The following is a 21666-nucleotide window of genomic DNA, read 5'->3' on the forward strand; positions in this document are numbered from 1 at the left end:
AGGTCCATTTTCAATGGCTAGTATCGGAAAAATAACCGGCGTGAACGGAAACCTGATTCGTGTCAAGTTTGAAAGCGCCGTTTCCCAGAACGAAGTGGCTTATGCAAAGCTCATTTCGAAGAACGAAGCAGGTAAGACAGAAATCATCCCCCTTAAGAGCGAAGTGATTCGTATCCGTGGTGATTACGCTGAACTCCAGGTGTTCGAAGATACGACTGGCCTCAAGGCTGGCGACGAAGTCGAATTTACGGGTGAACTTCTTTCTGTTGAACTTGGTCCGGGTCTCCTTACTCAAGTTTTTGATGGTCTTCAGAACCCGCTGCCGAAGCTCGCTGACGAATGCGGCTTCTTCCTCCAGCGCGGTAAGTACTTGAAGGCTCTCCCGCGTGACAAGAAGTGGGCTTTTACTCCGGTCGCTAAGGCTGGCGATGTGGTTGTCGCTGGTGATACGCTCGGTACGGTTCCGGAAGGTGTTTTCTCGCATCGCATCATGGTGCCGTTCAAGCTCCTTGGCAAGTGGACTGTAGATTACATTACGACTGCCGGTGACCGCGTTGTCGAAGATGTTGTCGCAAAGCTCAAGAACGATAAGGGCGAAACTGTCGATGTGACGATGGTGCAGACCTGGCCGGTCAAGATGCCGATCAAGGCTTTCGAAGAACGTCTCCGCCCGTCCAAGCCGCTTACTATGCAGCAGCGCATTATCGATACGTTCTTCCCTGTGATGCAGGGTGGTACGTTCTGTACGCCGGGCCCGTTCGGTGCCGGTAAGACCGTGCTCCAGCAGCTCATGAGCCGTTATGCCGACGTGGACATCGTGATTTTGGCAGCTTGCGGTGAACGTGCTGGTGAAGTGGTGGAAACCCTTCGCGAATTCCCGGAATTGATTGACCCGCGTACGGGTAAGTCCTTGATGGAACGTACGCTTATCATTTGTAACACGTCTTCAATGCCGGTGGCCGCTCGTGAAGCTTCCGTTTATACCGGCGTGACGCTCGCTGAATACTATCGCCAGATGGGCCTCAACGTGCTCCTCCTCGCTGACTCCACTTCTCGTTGGGCTCAGGCTCTCCGTGAAATGAGTGGCCGTTTGGAAGAAATTCCGGGCGAAGAAGCATTCCCGGCTTACCTCGAATCTGTGATCGCTTCCTTCTACGAACGCGGTGGCGTTGTCCGCCTCAAGGACGGTTCGACCGGCTCCGTGACGATTTGCGGTTCCGTGTCTCCGGCAGGTGGTAACTTCGAAGAACCGGTGACCCAGGCTACCTTGAAGGTGGTGGGCGCATTCCTCGGCCTTTCCCGTGAACGTTCTGACCAGCGCCGTTTCCCGGCTATCCACCCGCTCGATTCCTGGTCCAAGTACGAAGGTATCATCGATTCCAAGAAGGTCGCTCAGGCCCGTTCTATCCTCGCTAATGGCGTGGACGTGAACAACATGATGAAGGTCGTGGGCGAAGAAGGTACTTCGATCGAAGACTTCATTGTTTATCTGAAATCTGAATATCTTGATGCCGTTTATCTGCAGCAGGACGCCTATAACGAAATCGACGCCGCTTGCTCTGCAGAACGCCAGAAGTACGTGTTCGACAAGATTTACACCATCCTCATGACGCCGATGACGTTTACCGAAAAGGATGTCGCCCGTACGTTCTTCCTCAAGCTCACGCAGGCTACCAAGGACTGGAACCGCGTGGCGTTTGACTCTCAGGAATTCAAGGATCTCGAATCCAGTATTTTTGCTTCCGTAAAGGAGGTTTCTGCTAATGCATAATGTTGCTTACCATCGTATTGAACGCATTGCCGGTTCTGTGATTACTTTGAGAGCCGAAGGCGTTGCAAACCAGGAACTGGCTCAGGTAACGAGCTCTTTCGGTACTTCTCTTGCCCGTGTGATCCGCATTGACGGTGACCTCGTGGACTTGCAGGTTTTTGCGGGTGCCCGTGGTATTTCCACGGACTCCGAAGTGCGCTTCCTCGGTGAACCGATGAAGGTTCCGTACAGCGATGCTTTGCTTGGCCGCGTGTTTAACGGTGCTGGCAAGCCGCGTGACAACGGCCCGGAAGTCGATGGCGAACGCATCACGATTGGCGGCCCCTCTGTGAACCCTGCTAAGCGAATCATCCCGAAGACGATGGTGCGTACGGGTATCCCGATGATTGACGTGTTCAACACGCTCGTCGTTTCACAGAAGCTCCCGATTTTCTCGATTGCTGGTGAACCGTATAACGAACTTTTGGCACGTATCGCCTTGCAGGCTGAAGTCGACGTGATTATCCTCGGCGGCATGGGCCTCAAGCACGATGACTACCTCTACCTCAAGGATTACCTCGAAAAGAACGGTGCCCTTTCCCGTACGGTGATGTTCATGCATACTGCATCTGACCCGATCGTGGAATGCTTGCTCGTTCCGGATGCATCCCTCGCTGTTGCTGAAAAGTTTGCAACCGAAGGCAAGAATGTGCTCGTGCTCCTCACGGACATGACGAACTTTGCCGACGCCATGAAGGAAATCGCTATTACGATGGAACAGATTCCGTCTAACCGTGGTTATCCTGGCGACCTTTACTCTCAGCTCGCAAGCCGCTACGAAAAGGCTGTGGACTTCAGCGACGCTGGTTCTATCACGATTTTGGCTGTGACCACCATGCCGGGCGACGACGTGACGCACCCGGTTCCGGACAACACGGGTTACATTACCGAAGGTCAGTTCTACTTGCGCAAGGGCCGTATCGAACCGTTCGGTTCTTTGAGCCGCTTGAAGCAGCAGGTGAACGGCAAGACCCGTAGCGACCACCGTACCATCATGAACACCATGATTCAGCTGTACGCAAGCTACAAGGAAACCTTGGAAAAGCAATCCATGGGCTTCAACATGAGCAACTGGGACCAGAAGCTGTTGAAGTACGGCGTACGCTTCGAAAAGGAAATGATGGACCTTTCTGTGAACATCCCTCTTGAAAAGGCTTTGGATCTCGGATGGGAAATCCTCGCCGATTGCTTCACTCCTGAAGAAACCGGTATCCCCACCAAGATGATCAATCAGTACTGGCCGAAGAAGTGGTAATATGGCTAAGGTCAAGTTAACTAAAAACGCCCTCAAGGCGGAACGTGACGCACTGAAGCGCTTCCAGCGCTATCTGCCGACGTTGCTTCTGAAAAAGCAGCAGCTGCAGATGGAAATGCGTACGCTCCAGGAGAAGGTGATGGCGAAACGCGAAGAAGAGGATAAGCTCCGCAAGAGTATGGCTTCGTGGATTTCGCTTTTTGCCGATCCCATTGAGTGGAAAAACTATCTCTCGGTGAAGAGTGTCGAACAGGGCGAGGGTAACATTGCCGGCGTGAAGATTCCGACGTTTAGCGGCGTGGAATTCAACGTGAACATTCCGGACTTCTTTACGACTCCGGTGTGGCTCGACGATGGTATCCGCAGTTTGCAAGGTTTGATTTCTTTGCGCCTGGAACGCCGCGTGCTCGAAAAGCAGTACGAACTCCTTTCGAAGGAACTGCGTACCACGAGCCAGCGTGTGAACCTGTTCGAAAAGGTGAAAATTCCCGAGTCTAAGGATAACATCCGCAAAATCAATATCTTCTTGGGTGACCAGCAGACAAGCGGTGTGGCCCGTAGTAAGCTTGCAAAGGGCAAGGCTACGGCTAAGGCGCTTGCACTTGACGCCCAGAGTAAGGAGGTTGCCGCATGATTACTCCTATGAAGAAGGTGACCATTCTTACGCTTGCAAGCCATAAGGAAGAAACCCTTAAGGCTCTGCGCGAAATGGAAATTATTCATTTGACTCCGCTCCAGAATGCCGTTGGTGCATCTGTGAACGGTGCAAAGGGTGCTGTGGCCCGTGTGCAGAAGGCGATGGAAGTCGTTCCGGATAAGCTTCGCAAGGGGGTTACGCCTGCAGCGAAAGGTGCAAGCGGTGTAACGCTCGTCGAAGAAATCCAGACGCTCATTTCGGACAAGAAAAATGCCGAAATCCAGCTGGAGCAAGCCAAGGAAGAACTTGAAAAGCTCCACGCTTTTGGAAATCTCGATCCGCGTACGGTCAAGGAACTTGCCGCAAAGGGCATCTTTGTTCGCCTTTATCTCGTCGATCTTTCCAAGGATCCTTTTGAAGTCGAAGGCGATAACGCTTACAAGCATGTTTTTGGCAAGGATGAAAATGGCACGTACATTGCCGTGTTCACGAAGGGCGATGCTCCTGCATCTGTGAAGGGTGCGTTTACGGAACTCGCCATGCCTCTCAAGTCGCTCGAAGAATATCGAATGATTGAAGAGGAATCGAACACGACGATTTCTGCTGTGGACGAACGCTTTGCCCAGCTTGCTTCCGTGAAGGACGATCTTGAAGACCGCCTTTTGGAAGTGACGGACCGTTACAATCTCGTGGAAGCTTCTGCAAGCATGCTCCAGAACAAGGGACTTGCTGCACTTCAGGGATTCTGCCCGGAACCGCGCATTGCTGAAATCAGTGCGGCAGCGAAGGCAAACGGCTGGGGCATCCGCGTTGAAGATCCGACGGACGAAGATAACATCCCGACGCTTCTCGGCTACAACAAGCTTTCGCGCCCGATGCAGTGCCTCTATGACATCATTGGCATTTCGCCGGGCTACAACGAAGTTGACGTGAGCTCTGTGTTCCTCTGCTTCTTTAGCCTTTTCTTTGCGATGATTGTGGGCGATATGGCTTATGGCCTGTTGTTCCTCGGTCTTGCTATGTTTGCACGCTCGAAAATGCCGAAGGCAAGTAGTGCCGGATTCCACTTTGTGTATTTGATGAGCTGGGCGACTATCATCTGGGGCGCCATCAATGCAAACTTTCTTGGCCTTACGCCGGAACTTGCAGGGTGGAGCTACTACCTCGATATAGCTAACTACAACTTTATCCCGGAAGGCGTGCGCAACGTGCTCTACTGGATTCGCAGCTCTGCTCCGACGGATCCGACGCGCTTTGAAGCATACAAGCAGTTCTGCGAGACGTTTACGTTCTTGCCCGCTAGCTTTGTGCCGAAGGCTGCTGGAGCATCCCAGATGCAGCATATCCAGCTGTTCTGCTTCTGCATTGCCGTTGTGCATCTGAGTATTGCTCATGCGTGGAATGTCGTTGTGCGCCTCAAGCGCAAGTCTTCGACGTTCATGGCGCAGGTGGGCTGGCTCATGGGCGCTTGGGTCATGTTCTTCCTTGCATGCAACATGGTGCTTGGAATCGACATGCCGAAGTTCGTCGTCCCGATGTTTATCGTGGAAGTCGTGCTTCTCGTGCTCTTTACGGTGCCGCCTAGCCGCCTCAAACAGGACTTCATCAGCATCCCGATGCTCGTGCTCGACATCGTGAACAGCTTCACCGACGTCATCAGCTATATCCGTCTCTTTGCAGTGGGTATGTCTGGTGCCGCAATCGCCGAAGCGTTCAATGGAATGCTCTCGCCGCTGTTTGGCTCTGCCGTGGGTGTTGCCGGTGCTGCTCTAGTTCTTTTGGGCGTTCATGGCCTGAACATTGCACTTGCCGTGATGGGCGTTGCTGTGCATGCCGTACGTCTTAACACACTCGAATTTTCAAATGGACTTGGTCTTGAATGGAGCGGATTTGCATTCAGCCCCTTCGCCAAGCAAAAAAATTAAACCAAGGGTTAAATCCCGCTACTTAATGAGGATAATATAATGGAACCGAATACAATGGTGACTCTCGCTAAAATGGGTGCTGCAGCTGCGCTTGGCATTGCGGCTATGGGCTCTGCCCTTGGTTGCGGAACGGCCGGTATGTCTGCTATCACGATGTGGAAGAAGGCTTACGCTCAGGGTAAGTCCGCTCTCTTCACTCTTCTCGTGTTCGTCGGTGCTCCGATTTCCCAGACGATTTACGGCATGTTGCTCATGAACTTCATCTTGAGCAAGGCTGCTGAACAGGGCTTTACGAACTGGGGCGGCTGCCTCGGTGCTGGTATCTTCGGTGGCCTCGGCATGATGGCTTCTGCTTGGTACCAGGGCAAGTCTGCTGCAGTGGCTTGCGATGCTCTCGGTGAAACCGGCAAGGGCATGGTGAACTACTTGATGGTTCTCGGTATCGTCGAAACCGTCGCTTTGTTCGTGCTTGTGTTCTCCATGATGGTGCTTTAATCGAAAGAGGTCGCACTTATGGATCAATCACAACTTTTAACGCTCGCAAAGCTCGGTGCGGTGGCGGCCCTTGGCCTTGCCGCAGTGGGTTCTGCGCTGGGCTGCGGGACTGCCGGCATGGCGGCCATCGGTGCTTGGAAAAAGGCGTATCTCAAGGGTAAGAACGCGCTCTTTACGCTGCTCATCTTCGTGGGTGCGCCGATTGCGCAGACGATTTACGGCATGCTCCTGATGATGTACATCTTGAACAAGTCGCAGGCTGCTCCGGGCAACTGGGCTGCTTACCTTGGCGTAGGCATCTTCGGTGGCATCGGCATGATGGCTAGCGCCTGGTACGTGGGTAAGTCCGCTGCTGACGCTTGCAACGCCCTTGGCGAAACGGGCAAGGGTCTCGTGAACTACCTCATGGTGCTCGGTGTCGGCGAAACGGTCGCACTGTTCGTTATGGTGTTCTCGATGATGCTCGTGAGCTAGACGAAAGAACGCTCCGCTACAGACGACAAATGCGTAAGGCGAGCGCCGCGGTCAAGTTTGCTTGAACATGGCCGAGCCGAGCATTTGGAACTTGTACAAAGACGAAAGAAGACTGCTTAACGGCAGTCTTTTTTGTTGCTCAAAAGTCGCATATAATACGTTTGTTGTGAAAAAGTGGAATTTGCTTTTGAAAAACGCTGAAAAACTCTTGAAACGAGCTTTTCCAAGATTGTGATTTTTTCGTGGTTTGTTTATATTAGATGTGTATGGGGCAACATTTTTAGGGAATTTGATATGATGTACAATCACTGGAAAAAGCTTTTGCTGGCATTGACAACGTTCTTCTGGAATGCTTGCGATAATAGTTCTACATCTCCGACGTTTGAGGGCTCGGATTCCAGTTCAAGTGCAACTTCAAATAGCGAAAGTTCCAGTTCGTCGGCTGAAATTGCAAGCTCTACTTCTGAGGTAAATTCTTCAAGTTCTGAAGCTCAATCGTCTAGCTCAAATCCTGTTGTCCAAAGTTCTAGCAGCATGGATGTTGTTCCTCAGCCATTGTATGGTGTTTTTATGGGGGATGTCTGCACCAGAATCGAGGGCGATTCGAAACTTACTTGCTCTGATGGCGTGACCTGTGTTGAATCTATCGTTGATGAAGAACAAGTTTCTATACGTAATCGTCCTGAGGTTACTGCCAAATACGGCGTTGTTATTGTGAGAGATAAGACTTATACATGTGATGATGGCAAGGTCTATAACAAAGCGGATTTTTTGGCTCATTATAATGTTTTTACCGAAGTGAAGCCTGATGAAAAAATTCCCTGTGAACGAGTGGATGATAATTCATTTGAGTGCGAGGATGGTCAGTCCTTTGTTATAAGTACTGATGATAATGGAAATACCGTATATAGCAATGGACAAGCTAATCTGAGCGAAGATGAATTTTTTGATAAGTACATGCTTTTGGAACGAGCGATAGCTCTTTATGGTCCTCCTTGCGTGTTCAATAATTCTTGCGGCGAGGAAAAGTAATTTTGAGCGATGAACTCCGAATTGCTGGTTTCTAGAATTCATGCATCTGGGTCTTAAGAAAACCTTAGCGCTTGAGGCGCACCGTCTTTACCGCCATAGTGAAATAAAATCCCACAAGTTGACATACTTGTTCTGGGAATGTACTTTGCGTTGTAATCTGCACTGCTTGCATTGCGGTAGTGATTGCTTGGTGGAGGCGATTCCAGATATGCCGCGTGAAGATTTTTTGCGTGTTTTGGATGGGCTTGCTCCGCACATTGATCCGAATGATTTTGCGGTGGTGATTACGGGTGGCGAGCCTTTGATGCGCCCTGATCTTGAGGAATGCGGTAAGGAAATTAAGAAGCGCGGATATGCATGGGGCATGGTGACAAATGCGCTCGCTTTGACGCCTGATCGGTTCGCTCGGCTTATGAACGCTGGGCTCAAATCGCTTACGATTAGCTTGGATGGGCTTGAAGAGAATCACAATCATTTTCGTGGAAATCCACATAGCTTTGAACGTGCTGTGCGAGCCATCAACATGGCTGCGCATACGGAAGGCTTGATGTTTGACGTGATGACTTGCGTGAATCGCAAGAATCTCAAGGAATTGCCTCAGATTTTTAATTTGCTTGTAAATCTTGGCGTGAAGCGTTGGCGCGTTTCGAACGTGTTCCCGAAAGGTCGCGCGAAAGATAATCCGCTATTTCAGCTTTCGAATGAGAAATTTCGACAGGTCTTTGAATTTATTCGTGAAGCGAAAACAAAGAAAATCATCAACGTGAATTACGATTGCGAAGGATTCCTCGGAAGTTATGAAAAGGTGGTTCGAGATAATCCGTTCTTTTGCTGGGCGGGCGTGAATATTTCGTCTGTGCTTTGTGACGGAAGCATTTCGGCGTGCCCTAGCTTGCGTGGCGATTACATTCAAGGGAATATTTATAAAGATGACCTTTGGGATGTATGGCAGAACCGTTATCAGGTCATGCGTGACCGCGAATGGGCTAAAACGGGTGATTGTAAGGAATGTGAGTATTGGCGCTATTGTGAAGGCTCTAGTCTGCATTTGCGTGATGAACGGACAAAAGAACTCGCATATTGCCATGTGAAACGGCTTGAAGCGGCTGGCGTTTAAAGGTGGTTTTACTACCTTTAAATCCATGGTTACGTTAGCTCTTTCTCATTTTGAAAAAAGTTTCCCGGCAGCGCTTCGTGGTAAGCGCCTGGGTGCGGTTCTCCATCCGGCTTCGGTCTGTGCCGATTTGAGTTATACGCTTGACTTGCTCAAGGATTTGGACGGCAAGCTCTTTAAGCTTTCGGCTTTGTTTGGTCCGCAGCACGGCATCAAGGGGCACACGCAAGACAACATGATTGAATGGGAAGGCTACGAAGATCCGGAATTGCATATTCCGGTTTACAGCCTTTATGGCGAACATCGCGAACCGACCGCAGAAATGCTTTCGCATGTGGATGCGATGCTTGTCGATTTGCAGGATGTGGGCGCCCGTTACTATACGTTCATCTGGACGCTGTTCCTCTGCATGAAGGCATGCGAAAAGGCGGGAATCCCGGTGGTCGTGGTGGATCGTCCGAATCCGATCAACTGCGTGGACGAGGAAGGTCCGGTGCTTGACCTCAATTACACAAGCTTTGTGGGCTTGCATAGCATCCGCACGAGGCACGCAAAGACGATTGGCGAACTTGCTGAACAGTTCAAGGCCGAGCGTTTCCCGAAGTGCGAACTTTACGTGATGCACATGGATGGCTACGATAAGCGCATGTGGTTTGACGAAACGGGACTGCCGTGGATTTTGCCGAGCCCGAACATGCCGACGCTCGATACTGCAATTGTGTATCCGGGCATGTGTTTGTTTGAAGCAACAAATGTGAGCGAAGGCCGTGGCACGACGCGCCCGTTCGAAATTTTCGGTGCTCCGTTTATCGATGCGGTCAAGCTTTGCAAGTACATGAACGGGCTCAAGCTTCCGGGCGTGTATTTCCGCGAAAACTACTTCCAGCCGACGTTCCACAAGGGGGCGGGGCAGATTTGTGGCGGTGCGCAGATTCATGTGACGGACCGCAACAAGTTCCGCAGTTTTGAAATGGCGGTGAAGTTGTTGCAGTATATTTTCAACGAGTACCCGAAGGATTTTGCGTGGAAACAGCCTCCGTACGAGTACGAGTTCCACAAGCTGCCGATTGATATTTTGCTTGGCAACGGGACGTTCCGCAAGGAATTTATCGAGTCGAGTATTTAATGGTTGTTGGAACTGTCGCAAAAATGCGAAAATGCGCCGAGCCTTGTTTAATCTATGAAACTTAGACTTTCGACAGAAACTTTGAACCGCCTAAAGCGCTTCCGCAAGAACAAGCGCGCCTTTTGGTCGCTTGTGATTTTGGTGGTGGCGTACTTGCTTTCTCTCACAAGTCCGTGGACGGTGAACGATGAACCGTTCTATTTGCGTTATAACGGCAAGAGCTATTTCCCGGCGTTTGCGCGTTACAGCGATGCGGACTTTGGTGGCGAATACAAGACGGAACAGGATTACGCAAAGCTTTTTGCAGATGTCGAAGAATGCAAGCAGGATGAAGAAGACGGATTCCCGCGTGCTGGAGGCTGCCCTGAGATGTGGACGATCATGCCGCCAGTGCCGCACGATCCGCTGAAGGCGGATCTGAGCGAGGAGGGAACCCCTCCATTTGCGCCGAGCGCAAAGCACTGGCTCGGGACCGATAGCAATGGGCGAGACGTTCTTTCACGTTTGATTCACGGGTTCCGCATTTGCATCAGCTTTAGTTTGCTCTTGACTGTGCTCGGGACGTTCCTCGGCATTGTCATTGGCGGTATTCAGGGCTATCTCGGGAAGTTCTGGGATACGGGCATGCAGCGTATGATTGAAATCTGGTCGTCGCTCCCGATGCTTTACGTGGTGATTCTCATCGGCAGTATTTACGGCCGCAGTTTCTGGCTTTTGATTTTGATTATGGCGGCGTTCAACTGGCTTTCGCTCAGCTATTACATGCGTGCGGAATTCTTGAAGCTCCGCAGCATGACGTACGTGATGTCTGCGAAGGTGCTTGGACTTGGGCATCGCCATATCTTTTTCAAGGAAATCTTGCCGAATGCAATGACTCCCGTGGTGACGCTTTTCCCGTTCACGTTGATTGGTGGAATCGGAAGCCTCACGTCGCTTGACTTCTTGGGCTTTGGACTCCAGCCGCCGACGCCGAGCTGGGGTGAACTGATGAGCCAGGGACTCAACAACCTCTACGCTCCGTGGATTTCCGTGAGCACGGTCGCTGCGCTCTTTGTGACGCTTTTGCTCACGACTTTCGTCGGCGAAGGCGTGCGAGATGCAATGGACCCGAAGTCGGGAGATAGATATGTCTAATCGTTCTCCAGTTTTAAGCGTTAAAGATGTTTCGGTGGCGTTCGGGTTTGACAAGAACGGCAACTCGCGTGACGGCAAGCAACCGTTGCAAGTGACGGATCGCGTCTCGTTTGACATTTTCCCGGGCGAATTTTTTGCGTTGGTGGGCGAGTCCGGTTGCGGAAAGAGCGTGACTGCGATGAGCATTTTGCGCTTGTTGCCGTGGCCAAGCGCAAAGATTGTGAACGGCGAGATTTTGTTTGATGTGGGGGCTAATGATGCGCAATCTCAAGATGCCCACGACCTCGTGAAACTCCCGTTCAAGGATTTGCAATCTGTTCGTGGTTCCGAAATCGCATGCATTTTCCAGGAACCGATGCAAGCGCTGAACCCTGTCGTCACCATTAAAAAGCAGCTTCTTGAAGTCTTTAAGTTCAGCGCAATCTCGAAGGGTGCTACTTTGAAAAGCGCGCAGTCTAAACAAGATCCCGCGACATCTCGGAATGCGCAGTCTCAAAATGCGCAGAACGATCCCCTCGACCTTATTCGCGAGCAGCTTCGCTTGGCCGGTTTCACCGATCCCGATCGCGTTTTGAATTCCTATCCGCATGAACTTTCGGGTGGCATGCTCCAGCGCGTGTGCATTGTGATGGCGCTTTTGCCAAAGCCCAAATTGATCATCGCCGATGAACCGACGACCGCTTTGGATGTGACTGTTCAGGCTCAAGTTCTTGCCGTACTCAAGGAAATGGCGGAAAAAACGGGAACAGCTGTTCTCCTCATTACGCACAACATGGGTATCGTTTCGCAGTATGCCCACCGTGTTGCCGTGATGTATGCTGGTCGCATTGTTGAAGAAGGTCCTGTCCGCGAAGTCATCAATCATCCGATGCACCCGTACACGCAAGGGCTCCTTGCCGCGATTCCAGAAAGCCATAGCGACTTGCGCACGCTTGCGTCTATTCCGGGCTCTGTGCCGCATCCCAAGGACTTTGCTAAGGGCTGTCGCTTTGCTGACCGCTGCTGCAAATGTGCCAAGGCTTCCGCCGATGTTCGCGAAAAATGCCTTTCCACCGAACTCCCGACGAAAATTGCCGAAGCGGACCATTTCGCCTATTGCTTTTGCGCCAAGTAACTCTGCTTTGCAATCGTTTTTTGCATAAGTTTTACATCCCTTTCTTTCTCAATTTTTAATATTAACATTGAAAATTCGAGAATTTTTTCGGGGAGAACACTATGTTCTGTAAAGAGTGTCATAAGAATCTAAAAGATTTTGATGCTTTAATGGATAAAATGGAAAATTGCCCGTTCTGCGGCGCCAAATTGGTGCGCCCCGCAGTCAAGGTAGCGCAAAAAGATGTTAAGGCTTTATGTGAGGTTCTTGTACAAAAAGTCGGTGATTCTATTTTCGCAAACGAATCGACTTTAGAAAAAGAACTGCGCGATTTGGATGCCCCCGAATTAGCAGATGCCAAGGATCGTTTGTTCCTGCTTGTTTTAAAGAAAATCCCGTCAAGCATGTACGAGGTCAGAAGTTTTTCGGATGGCGAACAGCAGGAAGTTTTGGAAGCTTGCCAAAGACGGCTTTGCGTGGAGTTGGGACTCTCTTTTGAACCGTGCGCGCAAATGCTCGATATCATGCAGGAATACATTTGGCAAAAAAGATTCTCGCTTTCCCCGAATCTTTTTGAATCGCAGTTTGTCGACCCTCGCGATGGTCAGGTTTACAAGACCGTAAGGATTGGCGAACAAGTGTGGATGAAGGAACCCTTAAAGTACAAGTGCGTGGGCTATACGGGCGAGGGGCTGTACGAATGGAATTCCGTGAACAAGTACTGTGCCGTAAGGGGCTGGCGCGTTCCTAGCAAAAAGGATTTTGAAACCTTGATCAAGACCGCTACAAATTTAGGGCTTGGTGATCCGTCGAGCGTGCTCATGTCTCGCAAGGGTTGGGAAAAATGCAACGTGACCCCGACCGATAACCTGGGTTTTGAGGCGACTCCGGTCAAATGCAGCACTGGCATCAGCAATAATTTCTTTAGTCATTTCTGGACATCTGAGGATAAATTCTGTTTTGAAATTTTCCCCGGCCGCGTGACTTTCAGTACACATTCGCAGTCTTTTGTCCGATTGATAAAAGATGATACTGCCGAAAAGAAAATTGAAAAGTAAAGAAAAGGCTGCTCAAAACGAGCAGCCTTCCTTTTAGAGATAGGATAGTTATTACAGCATTCCTTCGAGCGTTTCGAATAACACGTCGGGTTGTACCGGCTTGCTCAAGTGAGCGTTAAGGCCTGCTTGTAAGCTGCGCTGTACGTCTTCGTCAAAGGCGTTTGCCGTGAGTGCAATAATCGGGATGACATTTGCATCGGGGCGGTCGAGCTTGCGGATGGCTGCCGTTGCTTCCAAGCCGTCCATCTCGGGCATACGCATATCCATGAGAATGGCGTCGTAGTACCCGATAGGACTCTTGCTGAACATCTCGAGAGCAATCTTTCCGTTCTCGGCGTGATCCGTCTGGATATTGCGCATCTTCAAGATTTCAATCATGATTTGGGCGTTCACTTCCATGTCTTCAGCAAGGAGCAACTGACGGCCTGAAAGTTCTGCCTTCTTTTTCATCGGCGCAATATGTTGACGTTTCTTCTTGAGAATATTCTTGAGTTCATCCAAGATGTTCTTTGTGAAGATTGGTTTTGCGATAAAGCAGTCCACACCTGCGGCAAGCGCTTCGTCCAGCACGTCGTCCCAGTTGTAGGCGGTGAGCACGATAATAGCCGTGTCATCGCCAGTAACTGCGCGGATTTGCCTTGCGGTTTCCACGCCGTCCATTTCGTGCATCTGCCAGTCCAAAACGATGAGGCTGTACGGATTGCATCTAGCGTGGCGAAGTTTCACCATTTCTACAGCTTCTTTTCCAGAATTGGCGACTTCTGTTGAAATTCCAGACTTCTCGAGAACGAGCTTGGCGTGGTTCATGGCGACTTCGTCATCGTCCACCACGAGGACGCTCATTTCGCTTGTCTGAATCTGGATATCGCTTGTATCCTTGTCGGAGCGGTCGGAGTTCAAAAGCGTTAGCGAAATGGTAAATGTCGTTCCCTTGCCTTTTTCGCTTTCGACTTCAATCTTTCCGTTCATCATGTCGACAATACCCTTGGTAATGGCAAGTCCAAGGCCGCTACTGCCGTACTTGATGGTTGTATTCGGATCTTCCTGGCTGAACGGTTCAAAGAGTTTCGGCAAGTATTCCTTGCTCATGCCGATGCCGGTATCGCTAATTTTAAAGACGAGTGTAGACTTGTTGTCGTACGTCGTTGCTTTATTGATGCTGAATGTGACAGATCCTCCTTGCGGGGTGAACTTGACGGCGTTTCCGAGAATGTTGATGAGCACCTGGCGGATTTTCATGTCGTCGCCAATGTAGTAGTCATCTATGTTGTCGGAAATATTGCAAACGTAATTCAAGCCTCTTTCACTGCACTGCCCGTTGAAAATCGTATTCACTTGTTCAAGCATCTTTGCCGACGAGAATTCTTCGCTATGGATAGTCATGCGTCCGCTTTCGATTCGGCTCATGTCCAGAATTTCGTTGATGAGGCTCAACAGGTGCTCTGCCGATGAACCGATTTTTTCAAGATATTCTTTCAGTTTCGGAGAAATTCCCGGTTCATGGAGTGCAAGACTGTCGAGACCGATAATGGCGTTCATCGGGGTGCGAATTTCATGGCTCATGTTCGAGAGGAACACTGTCTTTGCCTTGTTCGCTTCTTCGGCGGCTTTCAAAGCATCGATGAGCGTTTGGTTCTTGGCCATGGATTCGCGCATTTCTTCGTCGATGTTCGAGAAACCTACGCCCACAACGCGGATGGAACCGTCTTCATTTGTGTTGGCGGTTGCCATGCGGACCATTTCATAGGTTTCTTTTCCTTTGTGCATGGATTTGTAACGCAATGAGATGAGCGTTTCTTTCTGAAGGGCTTCGCGGATGTGTTCTGGTTTGATAAATTCAATGAATTTTTCTTGGTATTCCGGCAAAATGAACATCTTGGCGTATGTCGAGAATATTTTCCAGTACTGGATTTTTTCGCCGATATCAAACGGAATGTCTTCGTCCATGACTTTGCGGTAGCAAATGGATGTGTCATTTTCCAAGTCTACGTAGAACACGCTCTTGTATTCCGAAGAAAGCGCGTTAATCATGTAGCTTTGCTCGCTCCTCTGTCGTTCCTGTTCTACAAGCTTTTCCTGGAGCTTGAGCTGTTCTTCGAGTTTTTTCTGTTTTACGCGATTTTCGGCTTCGATGATTTCTTGCTCGATTCTGTATTTTGCATTTCGGCGTGTTTGCACGATAAAAAAGATTGAAAGCAGAACGATAGCGAAGAGGACGATGACGGAAATAATCAAGTTACGCTCAACAATGCCTTCGGAGAATGCGGTAAACTGTTCCGAGAAAACATTGTCACGAACAAGGTATGCTAACATCCAGTCGGTTGACTTTACTGGGATGTAGTGGACCGTTTCTCGTATTCCGTTGAGTGTGAATGTTGCCGTTCCTTCTTGATGTGCTGAAAAATCTGTGCGAATTGTTTCAACGGAGTAGCCTTCGTCGAATGCTGCCTTCTCCATGGCTGTAAAAAGATTCTCGTCACTTGCGAATCCGCCAAGCACCATGCTTAAAAGCGACTGACCGTCTTTTGTGTAGATGTTGCAAGATACTGCACTGTTCGTATCAAGCTGTAGAGAGACGCCTTCGAGCAAACGGCTGATATTGATTTCCATGAAGGAAACGACAAGTGTTTGGCCGTTGTAGTGAAGCTTGTTGATTGGGATGGCGACGATGATTGTCTTGTGTTCGCCTTCAACTTTCTTGAGTGAAATTTCAGGTTTGGAAAGAGTCTTATAGTCGAATTTGTAAAGGTCGATGTCGTCGCGTGTGCCATTCGAGGTGTAAATAACGCCTCTGGAATCGACAAAGGCGAATCTCTCAAGTCCATACACATGCTTTAAGCGGTATTGGTAGGACTGGAAATTTGCTTCGCTGGCGAGATCTTCTGGGGTAAGGTGATTGACGGCGAAGTTTAGACTATTTACATAGTCTGTAAGTTTGGACTCGACAAACTGTTCACGACGACCGGCAAGTTCCTCCATGAACATTGAGCTGATATTTTGTACCGCAATATAGGCTAAGGCTATGAACCCTGCGATTACGGCTAGTGCCATGGCGATGTTGCCAATGGCTGTTTCCTTGACTCCATTTCTTTTTTTCCACACCATATTATCCTCCCTGCGTTTTGCAGGTTTTTCATCCCAACACGCGGCAAATATAAATAAGGTTGTGACGAAAACTGGCGTAGTAAGAAAAAAGTCAGCAAAAGTATTAAATTGTAACAAAAAAAATATCGATGACACAATATGTCATGTGTAATAATTACAAATGTAATGAAAATAATGTATTGAATTTAGTCAACTATTGTTTAAATTTGACAATAAAAAAATGGAGTGTGGTTACAAATGAATACCATAAGAGAGGATGAAGCTATTAGACGTCGTGTACTTGTTGTAGATGACGAATTCATTAACCGAGAAATACTGGGCAATATGCTTTCAAAGGCTTATGCCGTTGATTACGCGGAAAATGCGCAGATTGCCCTAGATAAGCTGATGGAACCCGACGCGGTCTATTCGCTTGTACTTCTTGACTTGATGATGCCGGTGATGGGCGGGATTGAGTTTTTGGAACGCCGAGCTGTTAGTGACCGGTTAAAGCGAATCCCTGTTGTGGTGATGACATCGGAAAATGATTATGAAATAAGATGTCTTAAGCTAGGTGCCGCAGATTTTATTAAGAAACCTTTCAGCCTTCCCGAAGTTGTGATTGCTCGCTGCGAAAGAATTGTCGAGCTCTTCGAAGATAAAAATCTTATTCGCCATACGGAGCGCGATGGTGTCTCGGGGCTTTTTGTCAAGGACTACTTCTTTGAATACATCCGTCAAATGGAACGCTGGGGCAAGCTGATTCCTCGAGATGCCCTTGTCATTGATATAGAACAGTTCCATTTGGTAAACGAGTTCTGTGGCCGCCCCTATGGTAACTTTGTTCTTTCGAAAATTGGTAAAACTATGAAAGCGCTGCTGGCTCCGATGAATGCGATTGCTTGCCGCGCCGATGCCGATACGTTCTATGTGTTCGCCACTCACCAAGAAGATTACTCAAAATTCCGTGAAGAACTCGATGCTGTGATTTCCAAGTTCTTCCAGATGAATAATATCCGCCTCCGCTATGGAATTTGGGAAAATGTCAGCCGTGAATACGAAATTGAAGACTGGTTTGACCGTGCAAAAATAGCATGCAATACAAATCGTGGCGATTTTACAAAATCTTTTGCCCATTATAATAACGAATTGCATGCAAGGTATCTGTTCGAAGAAACTCTCATTCATGATTTAGATGATGCTATCGCCAATAAGGACTTGAAAGTTTATTACCAACCGAAGTACAATGTTGTGGGCTCGACGCCACGCCTTGCAAGTGCCGAAGCGCTTGTACGTTGGATCCACCCGAAGTTAGGTTTTATCAGTCCGGGTGATTTTATTCCTTTGTTTGAATCGAACGGTCTTATCCAGAAAGTGGATAATTACGTATGGCACGAAGCTGCCGCGCAAATCCGTCGCTGGAAAGAAGAACATGGAACATCGATTCCCGTATCTGTGAATGTTTCCCGCATCAATATTCTCGATCCGGAACTGGAAAGCAAGCTAGAAAACATTCGCGCTGAAAATGGTCTTTCGCCAGAAGAATTGATGCTCGAAGTGACGGAAAGCGCTTATTCCGAAAATACGGGAAGGCTTATTGAAGTTGTCGAAAACCTGCGTCGGAAGGGCTTCCGCATTGAAATTGATGACTTTGGTGCAGGGTATTCCTCGCTGAATATGATTACGTCGATCCCTGTGGATATCTTGAAAATCGATATGTCCTTTATCCGTAATATGGAAAAGGATGAACGTAATCTCAAGCTCGTCAAGCTCATTATTGATATTGCAAAATTCCTGAATGTGCCTTCGATTGCTGAAGGTGTTGAAACAGAATCGCAATTAGAAACTTTGAAAAAAATGGGATGTGAAATTATTCAAGGTTTTTATTTCTCAAAACCCGTTCCACCCAAAGACTTTGTCTCGTTCTTCGAAGGTGAAGCCGTAACTAGGAAGTAAATCGTGATTACTATTGAAAAACTCAATTCGTTTGGTGCAAATACCGCTGAAGGGCTTGCTCGTTGCTTTGGAAACGAAGCGCTCTTCTTGAAGCTCGTGATGACCATTCCCGATGATGCTGTGTTTGACAGACTCAAGCAGAGTCTCGATGCTAAAAATCTGGATGGTGCGTTTGATGCCGCTCATGCGCTGAAGGGCGTTCTCGGAAATCTTTCGCTGACGCCGCTTTATACGATTGCGGTCGAGATTACTGAACTTTTGCGTAATCGCACGCAAATGGATTATAGCGAACTCTTGGCGAAGCTTCTCGCCAAGAGGGATGAACTCGGCAAGCTTTGTGCTGAATAAAAATAGTCAATAGTCATTGGTCAATAGTCGATAGAATTATAATCGTGAAATTCGTCAAACTATTAACTAAAAACTAATGACTAAAAACTAATGACTACTTAAATTCTTCGCACCACTTGGGCACGACTTCGGTCGCTTTCCCTTGAATGACGACGTCTGTATACGGGTCGCCATAGGGTGCTTCAAGATTTAAGCAAGTGACTTTTGCTCCGTAGGATTTCGCAAAGCTCTTGAACCCTGCTGCCGGATACACGACGCTGCTAGTGCCGATGTAGGCGAATTCGTCGCAATTCATCAGAGCTTCCTGAATTTCGTCCATGTACAAAGGTGTTTCTCCAAAGAACACGATGTCTGGGCGCACGGGGCTTCCGCAAATCGGGCATTTTGTGTCCAATGTTTCTTCGCCCGTGAATTCGAATTCGTGCTCGTGCTTGGTGCAACGGAGTTTCATCAAGTCACCGTGCATGTGCAAAACGCGCTTGCTTCCTCCGCGTTCATGGAGGTCGTCGACGTTCTGCGTTACAAGCAAGAATGCATCGCCGAGGCGTTCTTCAAGTTTTGCAAGTGCGATGTGGGCTGCGTTTGGCTGGTGTTCGGGGAGTCCCTTTCGCAAGAAGTTGTAAAAGTCCTTGACGCGCTTCGGGTCACGACGGAGAGCGTCCGGCGTGCAGACGTCTTCTATGTTTTCGTGTTCCCACATGCCGTCGTTTCCGCGGAATGTGCGGAGACCAGATTCCGCGCTGATTCCAGCGCCTGTCAATACGACGAGTCTTTTACGTTTCATAGATCCTCCTTACGAAATGGATGCAAAGAAAAGCGCTTCTGCAACGATTCCGCTTTCGAAATCGGGCAGGTAAAGGCTTTCGTTTTCGCCATGGGCGTTGCATTCCGGGTCTTCGAGGCCCGTGAGCAAAATCGGGATGTTGCCGAGCGTGTTGCGGAAAAGTTCTGCGCCAGGGATGCTTGCTCCGCAACCGATGAATTTGGTGGGGGAGGCGTATGCGTCCGCCATGGCTTCACTCATCTTTTTGAAGAACGGGTGATTCGTGTCGGTCGTGAACGGATTGGCGCCGTCTTCCTTGTCGATGGTGATTTCCATGTTGTTCGGAACTTGTGCCTTGAGGAAGTCGGCGAGCATGTCGGTGCATTTCACGGCGTCCATGCCGGGTGCAAGGCGGATGCCGATTCGGGCATAGGCGCTATCTTGCAGCACATTGCCGGCGTTCACGCGGGAGCCGGATTCAATCGTGCTCACGATGATACTCGGGCGGCGCCACAGTGAAAGCAGAATTTCGTCTTCGGGCACGTTCAACTTTACTTGTTCCAGAACGCCGCCGTCGTTGCGGAAAATTTCTTCGGTCATGCCGAGCGACTTGTAAGATTCAAGCTCTTCCTTTGTCGGCGGGATAATGTCATCTTCGTAATGCGGGATGAGAATCTTGCCGTCCTTGTCGGTGAGGCTTGCAATCATGCGGCAAAGAGCCTGGGCGGGGTCGGGAATCGGGCCAGACCATGAGCCGGAATGGAGCGGAGCCTTTGTCGCGCGGAGCGTCACGTTGATGGCGCTCATGCCGCGGAGCGTCGTCGTGATGGACGGTGTTCCTTTGGCGAAGTTTCCGAGGTCTGCGATAATGACGGCGTCGCTCTTCAAGAGTTCTGCATGTTTCGTGAGAATCTTTTCGAAGCCTGCGCTTCCGGATTCTTCTTCACCTTCAATGATAAACTTGAGGTTCGGACCGTTGCCCTTGAGCTCGCGGCGAACCTGTTCAAGTGCGGCAAGATGCGTGATGATGCCGGCCTTGTCATCAGCGGTGCCGCGTCCAAAGAGGCGGTCGCCTTTCTGCGTGGCTGTAAACGGCGGCGTGTCCCACAAAGTTTCTCGCATGGGCGGCTGCACGTCGTGATGCGCGTACAAAAGAATGGTCGGCTTGTCTGGGCTTGTAAGGCTTTCGGCATAAACGCTCGGGCGCCCGCTCGGCGGCATCAAAAACTGGATGTTTGTGAGTCCCGCTTTTTCAAACATCGCCTTGACGGCGTTCGCGCTGTCCAAAACGTACTTCTGGTCGAAATTGTCAAAACTGATGGATGGAATGGCTACCAGGTTCGAAAGCATGTCGATATAGCGCGGCATGTTTTCGTGAATATCTTTCTTGATTTTGTTTTGCATAATTTACTCTCTTGTCTAGTAAGAATTATAAAATTTTTCGTATCATGGCAATAGGTGGTTTGTTGGCTTTCTACAGATACTGCCTTTAAATAATTTCTTGCGTTGTTTAAAAAATTTTACGAAATAAACCTGGAATAAAATTGCGAAAAAAGCGTGTTAATAAAGCGGTTTGAGATGTTCTCGACCGTAAAAAGGACATGCTATGGCATTGGAAAATGAACAGGTTAAAAATGAAATTCCAGATTCTGTGACGCGTGACATTGCCCACGAATTCAATGCAATCGTGGATTCTGTTGATGAACAGAGCGACTTTATTCATGATAGGTACTTTAGATTTGCTTTTGCGGATCCTGAGCGAATGGCTGAACTGCTGAAGCTTTTTTCGCGGCGAAACGCTTCGCTTAGAGAGTTCCTGGACACCATAGATCTCAAAACCCTTCGTGGAACTCCTGAAAACTTTTCAAGCGACAAGCATACGGGCTCTGCAGACCTAGTTTTTGAGGTCAATCTTAAGGATGGCGGTGTTACGGGACTCTATGTAGGGATTATTGCAGAGCATAAGTCTACAAGTAAGGATAAGGTGCTTCTTCAAATTTCTGAATATTATCATCATTTGTTCTTGGAACGCAAGAAGGATGTTCCTGTGGTTGCCTTCATTGTCTATAATGGTGAAGATGAATGGAATCCGTTGGCGAAAACTCATTATGCTGAATATCCCAAGTTCTATCATGATATCGGCTATCCTTTCAAGGCTGTATTTTTAGATGTTGGACATGCCATTGATGATGCTGAACTGAAGGAATTTTCACCGTTCACACTTGTCGCCCTGACTGCGATGAAGTATATTGGCGCTAAAGCGCAATATACGGCACCTCGGTCATAGCAGCAAGCAAGCTTGCGCTGCGACACTCGGTTTAGTATATTTTTGATGTAGAGAAGTTTTCCATATCTTTTCGTG

18 protein-coding genes are annotated in these 21666 nt (G+C 49.0%); 15 read left to right on the top strand and 3 right to left on the bottom strand.

Annotation, left to right across the window (positions count from 1 at the left end; translation table 11 throughout):
* The first annotated feature begins 13 nt into the window (after positions 1-13).
* The 12 genes from BUC30_RS06305 (at position 14) to BUC30_RS06360 (ending at position 13153) form a co-directional block, all read left to right on the top strand.
* Positions 14-1771 carry a V-type ATP synthase subunit A gene (locus BUC30_RS06305; protein ID WP_014544949.1) on the top strand — a complete coding sequence of 586 codons (1758 nt, stop codon included), beginning with the start codon at positions 14-16 and terminating at the stop codon, positions 1769-1771.
* Positions 1764-3065 carry a V-type ATP synthase subunit B gene (locus tag BUC30_RS06310; RefSeq protein ID WP_073424070.1) on the top strand — a complete coding sequence of 434 codons (1302 nt, stop codon included), beginning with the start codon at positions 1764-1766 and terminating at the stop codon, positions 3063-3065. The genes BUC30_RS06305 and BUC30_RS06310 overlap by 8 nt, the downstream gene beginning before the upstream one ends.
* Before the next feature lies 1 nt (position 3066).
* Positions 3067-3699 carry a V-type ATP synthase subunit D gene (locus tag BUC30_RS06315; RefSeq protein ID WP_014544951.1) on the top strand — a complete coding sequence of 211 codons (633 nt, stop codon included), beginning with the start codon at positions 3067-3069 and terminating at the stop codon, positions 3697-3699.
* On the top strand, positions 3696-5627 hold the full coding sequence (locus BUC30_RS06320; protein WP_073424071.1) for a V-type ATP synthase subunit I: 1932 nt from the start codon (positions 3696-3698) through the stop codon (positions 5625-5627). The genes BUC30_RS06315 and BUC30_RS06320 overlap by 4 nt, the downstream gene beginning before the upstream one ends.
* A gap of 39 nt (positions 5628-5666) precedes the next feature.
* Positions 5667-6122, top strand: coding sequence for an ATP synthase subunit K (locus tag BUC30_RS06325; RefSeq protein WP_015732433.1), 456 nt, complete (start codon positions 5667-5669; stop codon positions 6120-6122).
* An 18-nt stretch (positions 6123-6140) separates the two neighbouring features.
* Positions 6141-6596 carry an ATP synthase subunit K gene (locus tag BUC30_RS06330; RefSeq protein WP_014544954.1) on the top strand — a complete coding sequence of 152 codons (456 nt, stop codon included), beginning with the start codon at positions 6141-6143 and terminating at the stop codon, positions 6594-6596.
* Between the two features lie 294 nt (positions 6597-6890).
* Positions 6891-7628, top strand: coding sequence for a hypothetical protein (locus BUC30_RS06335; protein ID WP_139260798.1), 738 nt, complete (start codon positions 6891-6893; stop codon positions 7626-7628).
* A 40-nt stretch (positions 7629-7668) separates the two neighbouring features.
* The gene (locus BUC30_RS06340; RefSeq protein ID WP_073424073.1) at positions 7669-8745 is read left to right on the top strand and encodes a TIGR04133 family radical SAM/SPASM protein; all 1077 of its coding nucleotides are present in this window, start codon (positions 7669-7671) and stop codon (positions 8743-8745) included.
* 25 nt (positions 8746-8770) lie between these two features.
* The gene (locus BUC30_RS06345; protein ID WP_073424074.1) at positions 8771-9868 is read left to right on the top strand and encodes an exo-beta-N-acetylmuramidase NamZ family protein; all 1098 of its coding nucleotides are present in this window, start codon (positions 8771-8773) and stop codon (positions 9866-9868) included.
* A gap of 54 nt (positions 9869-9922) precedes the next feature.
* Positions 9923-11002 (top strand): ABC transporter permease, encoded by a 1080-nt coding sequence (locus tag BUC30_RS06350; protein ID WP_073424075.1) that lies wholly within the window; start codon positions 9923-9925, stop codon positions 11000-11002.
* On the top strand, positions 10995-12116 hold the full coding sequence (locus BUC30_RS06355; RefSeq protein WP_244536515.1) for an ABC transporter ATP-binding protein: 1122 nt from the start codon (positions 10995-10997) through the stop codon (positions 12114-12116). Before BUC30_RS06350 ends, BUC30_RS06355 begins: the two co-directional genes overlap by 8 nt.
* Before the next feature lie 101 nt (positions 12117-12217).
* The gene (locus BUC30_RS06360) at positions 12218-13153 is read left to right on the top strand and encodes an FISUMP domain-containing protein (protein ID WP_073424076.1); all 936 of its coding nucleotides are present in this window, start codon (positions 12218-12220) and stop codon (positions 13151-13153) included.
* 51 nt (positions 13154-13204) lie between these two features.
* On the opposite strand, the gene BUC30_RS06365 is transcribed toward BUC30_RS06360, so the two are convergent.
* Positions 13205-16258, bottom strand: a complete 3054-nt coding sequence (locus tag BUC30_RS06365) for a hybrid sensor histidine kinase/response regulator (protein WP_073424077.1) — start codon at positions 16256-16258, stop codon at positions 13205-13207.
* Positions 16259-16495: 237 nt separating this feature from the next.
* Here BUC30_RS06365 and BUC30_RS06370 point away from each other — a divergent pair, with 237 nt between their 5' ends.
* Both BUC30_RS06370 and BUC30_RS06375 read left to right on the top strand, forming a co-directional pair.
* Positions 16496-18193 carry a putative bifunctional diguanylate cyclase/phosphodiesterase gene (locus BUC30_RS06370; protein WP_073424078.1) on the top strand — a complete coding sequence of 566 codons (1698 nt, stop codon included), beginning with the start codon at positions 16496-16498 and terminating at the stop codon, positions 18191-18193.
* A 3-nt stretch (positions 18194-18196) separates the two neighbouring features.
* Complete coding sequence (locus tag BUC30_RS06375) at positions 18197-18541, top strand: Hpt domain-containing protein (RefSeq protein ID WP_083555591.1); 345 nt, start codon at positions 18197-18199, stop codon at positions 18539-18541.
* A 94-nt stretch (positions 18542-18635) separates the two neighbouring features.
* On the opposite strand, the gene BUC30_RS06380 is transcribed toward BUC30_RS06375, so the two are convergent.
* Together BUC30_RS06380 and BUC30_RS06385 are read right to left on the bottom strand one after the other, a co-directional pair.
* Positions 18636-19325, bottom strand: coding sequence for an SIR2 family NAD-dependent protein deacylase (locus BUC30_RS06380; RefSeq protein WP_073424080.1), 690 nt, complete (start codon positions 19323-19325; stop codon positions 18636-18638).
* Positions 19326-19334: 9 nt separating this feature from the next.
* Positions 19335-20708: a M20/M25/M40 family metallo-hydrolase gene (locus tag BUC30_RS06385; RefSeq protein WP_073424081.1), complete on the bottom strand. Its 1374-nt coding sequence runs from the start codon at positions 20706-20708 to the stop codon at positions 19335-19337.
* A 202-nt stretch (positions 20709-20910) separates the two neighbouring features.
* Here BUC30_RS06385 and BUC30_RS06390 point away from each other — a divergent pair, with 202 nt between their 5' ends.
* Positions 20911-21591, top strand: coding sequence for an Rpn family recombination-promoting nuclease/putative transposase (locus tag BUC30_RS06390; protein ID WP_073424082.1), 681 nt, complete (start codon positions 20911-20913; stop codon positions 21589-21591).
* Positions 21592-21666 lie beyond the last annotated feature (75 nt).

This window comes from Fibrobacter sp. UWB7 (assembly GCF_900142945.1).
Lineage (GTDB): Bacteria > Fibrobacterota > Fibrobacteria > Fibrobacterales > Fibrobacteraceae > Fibrobacter.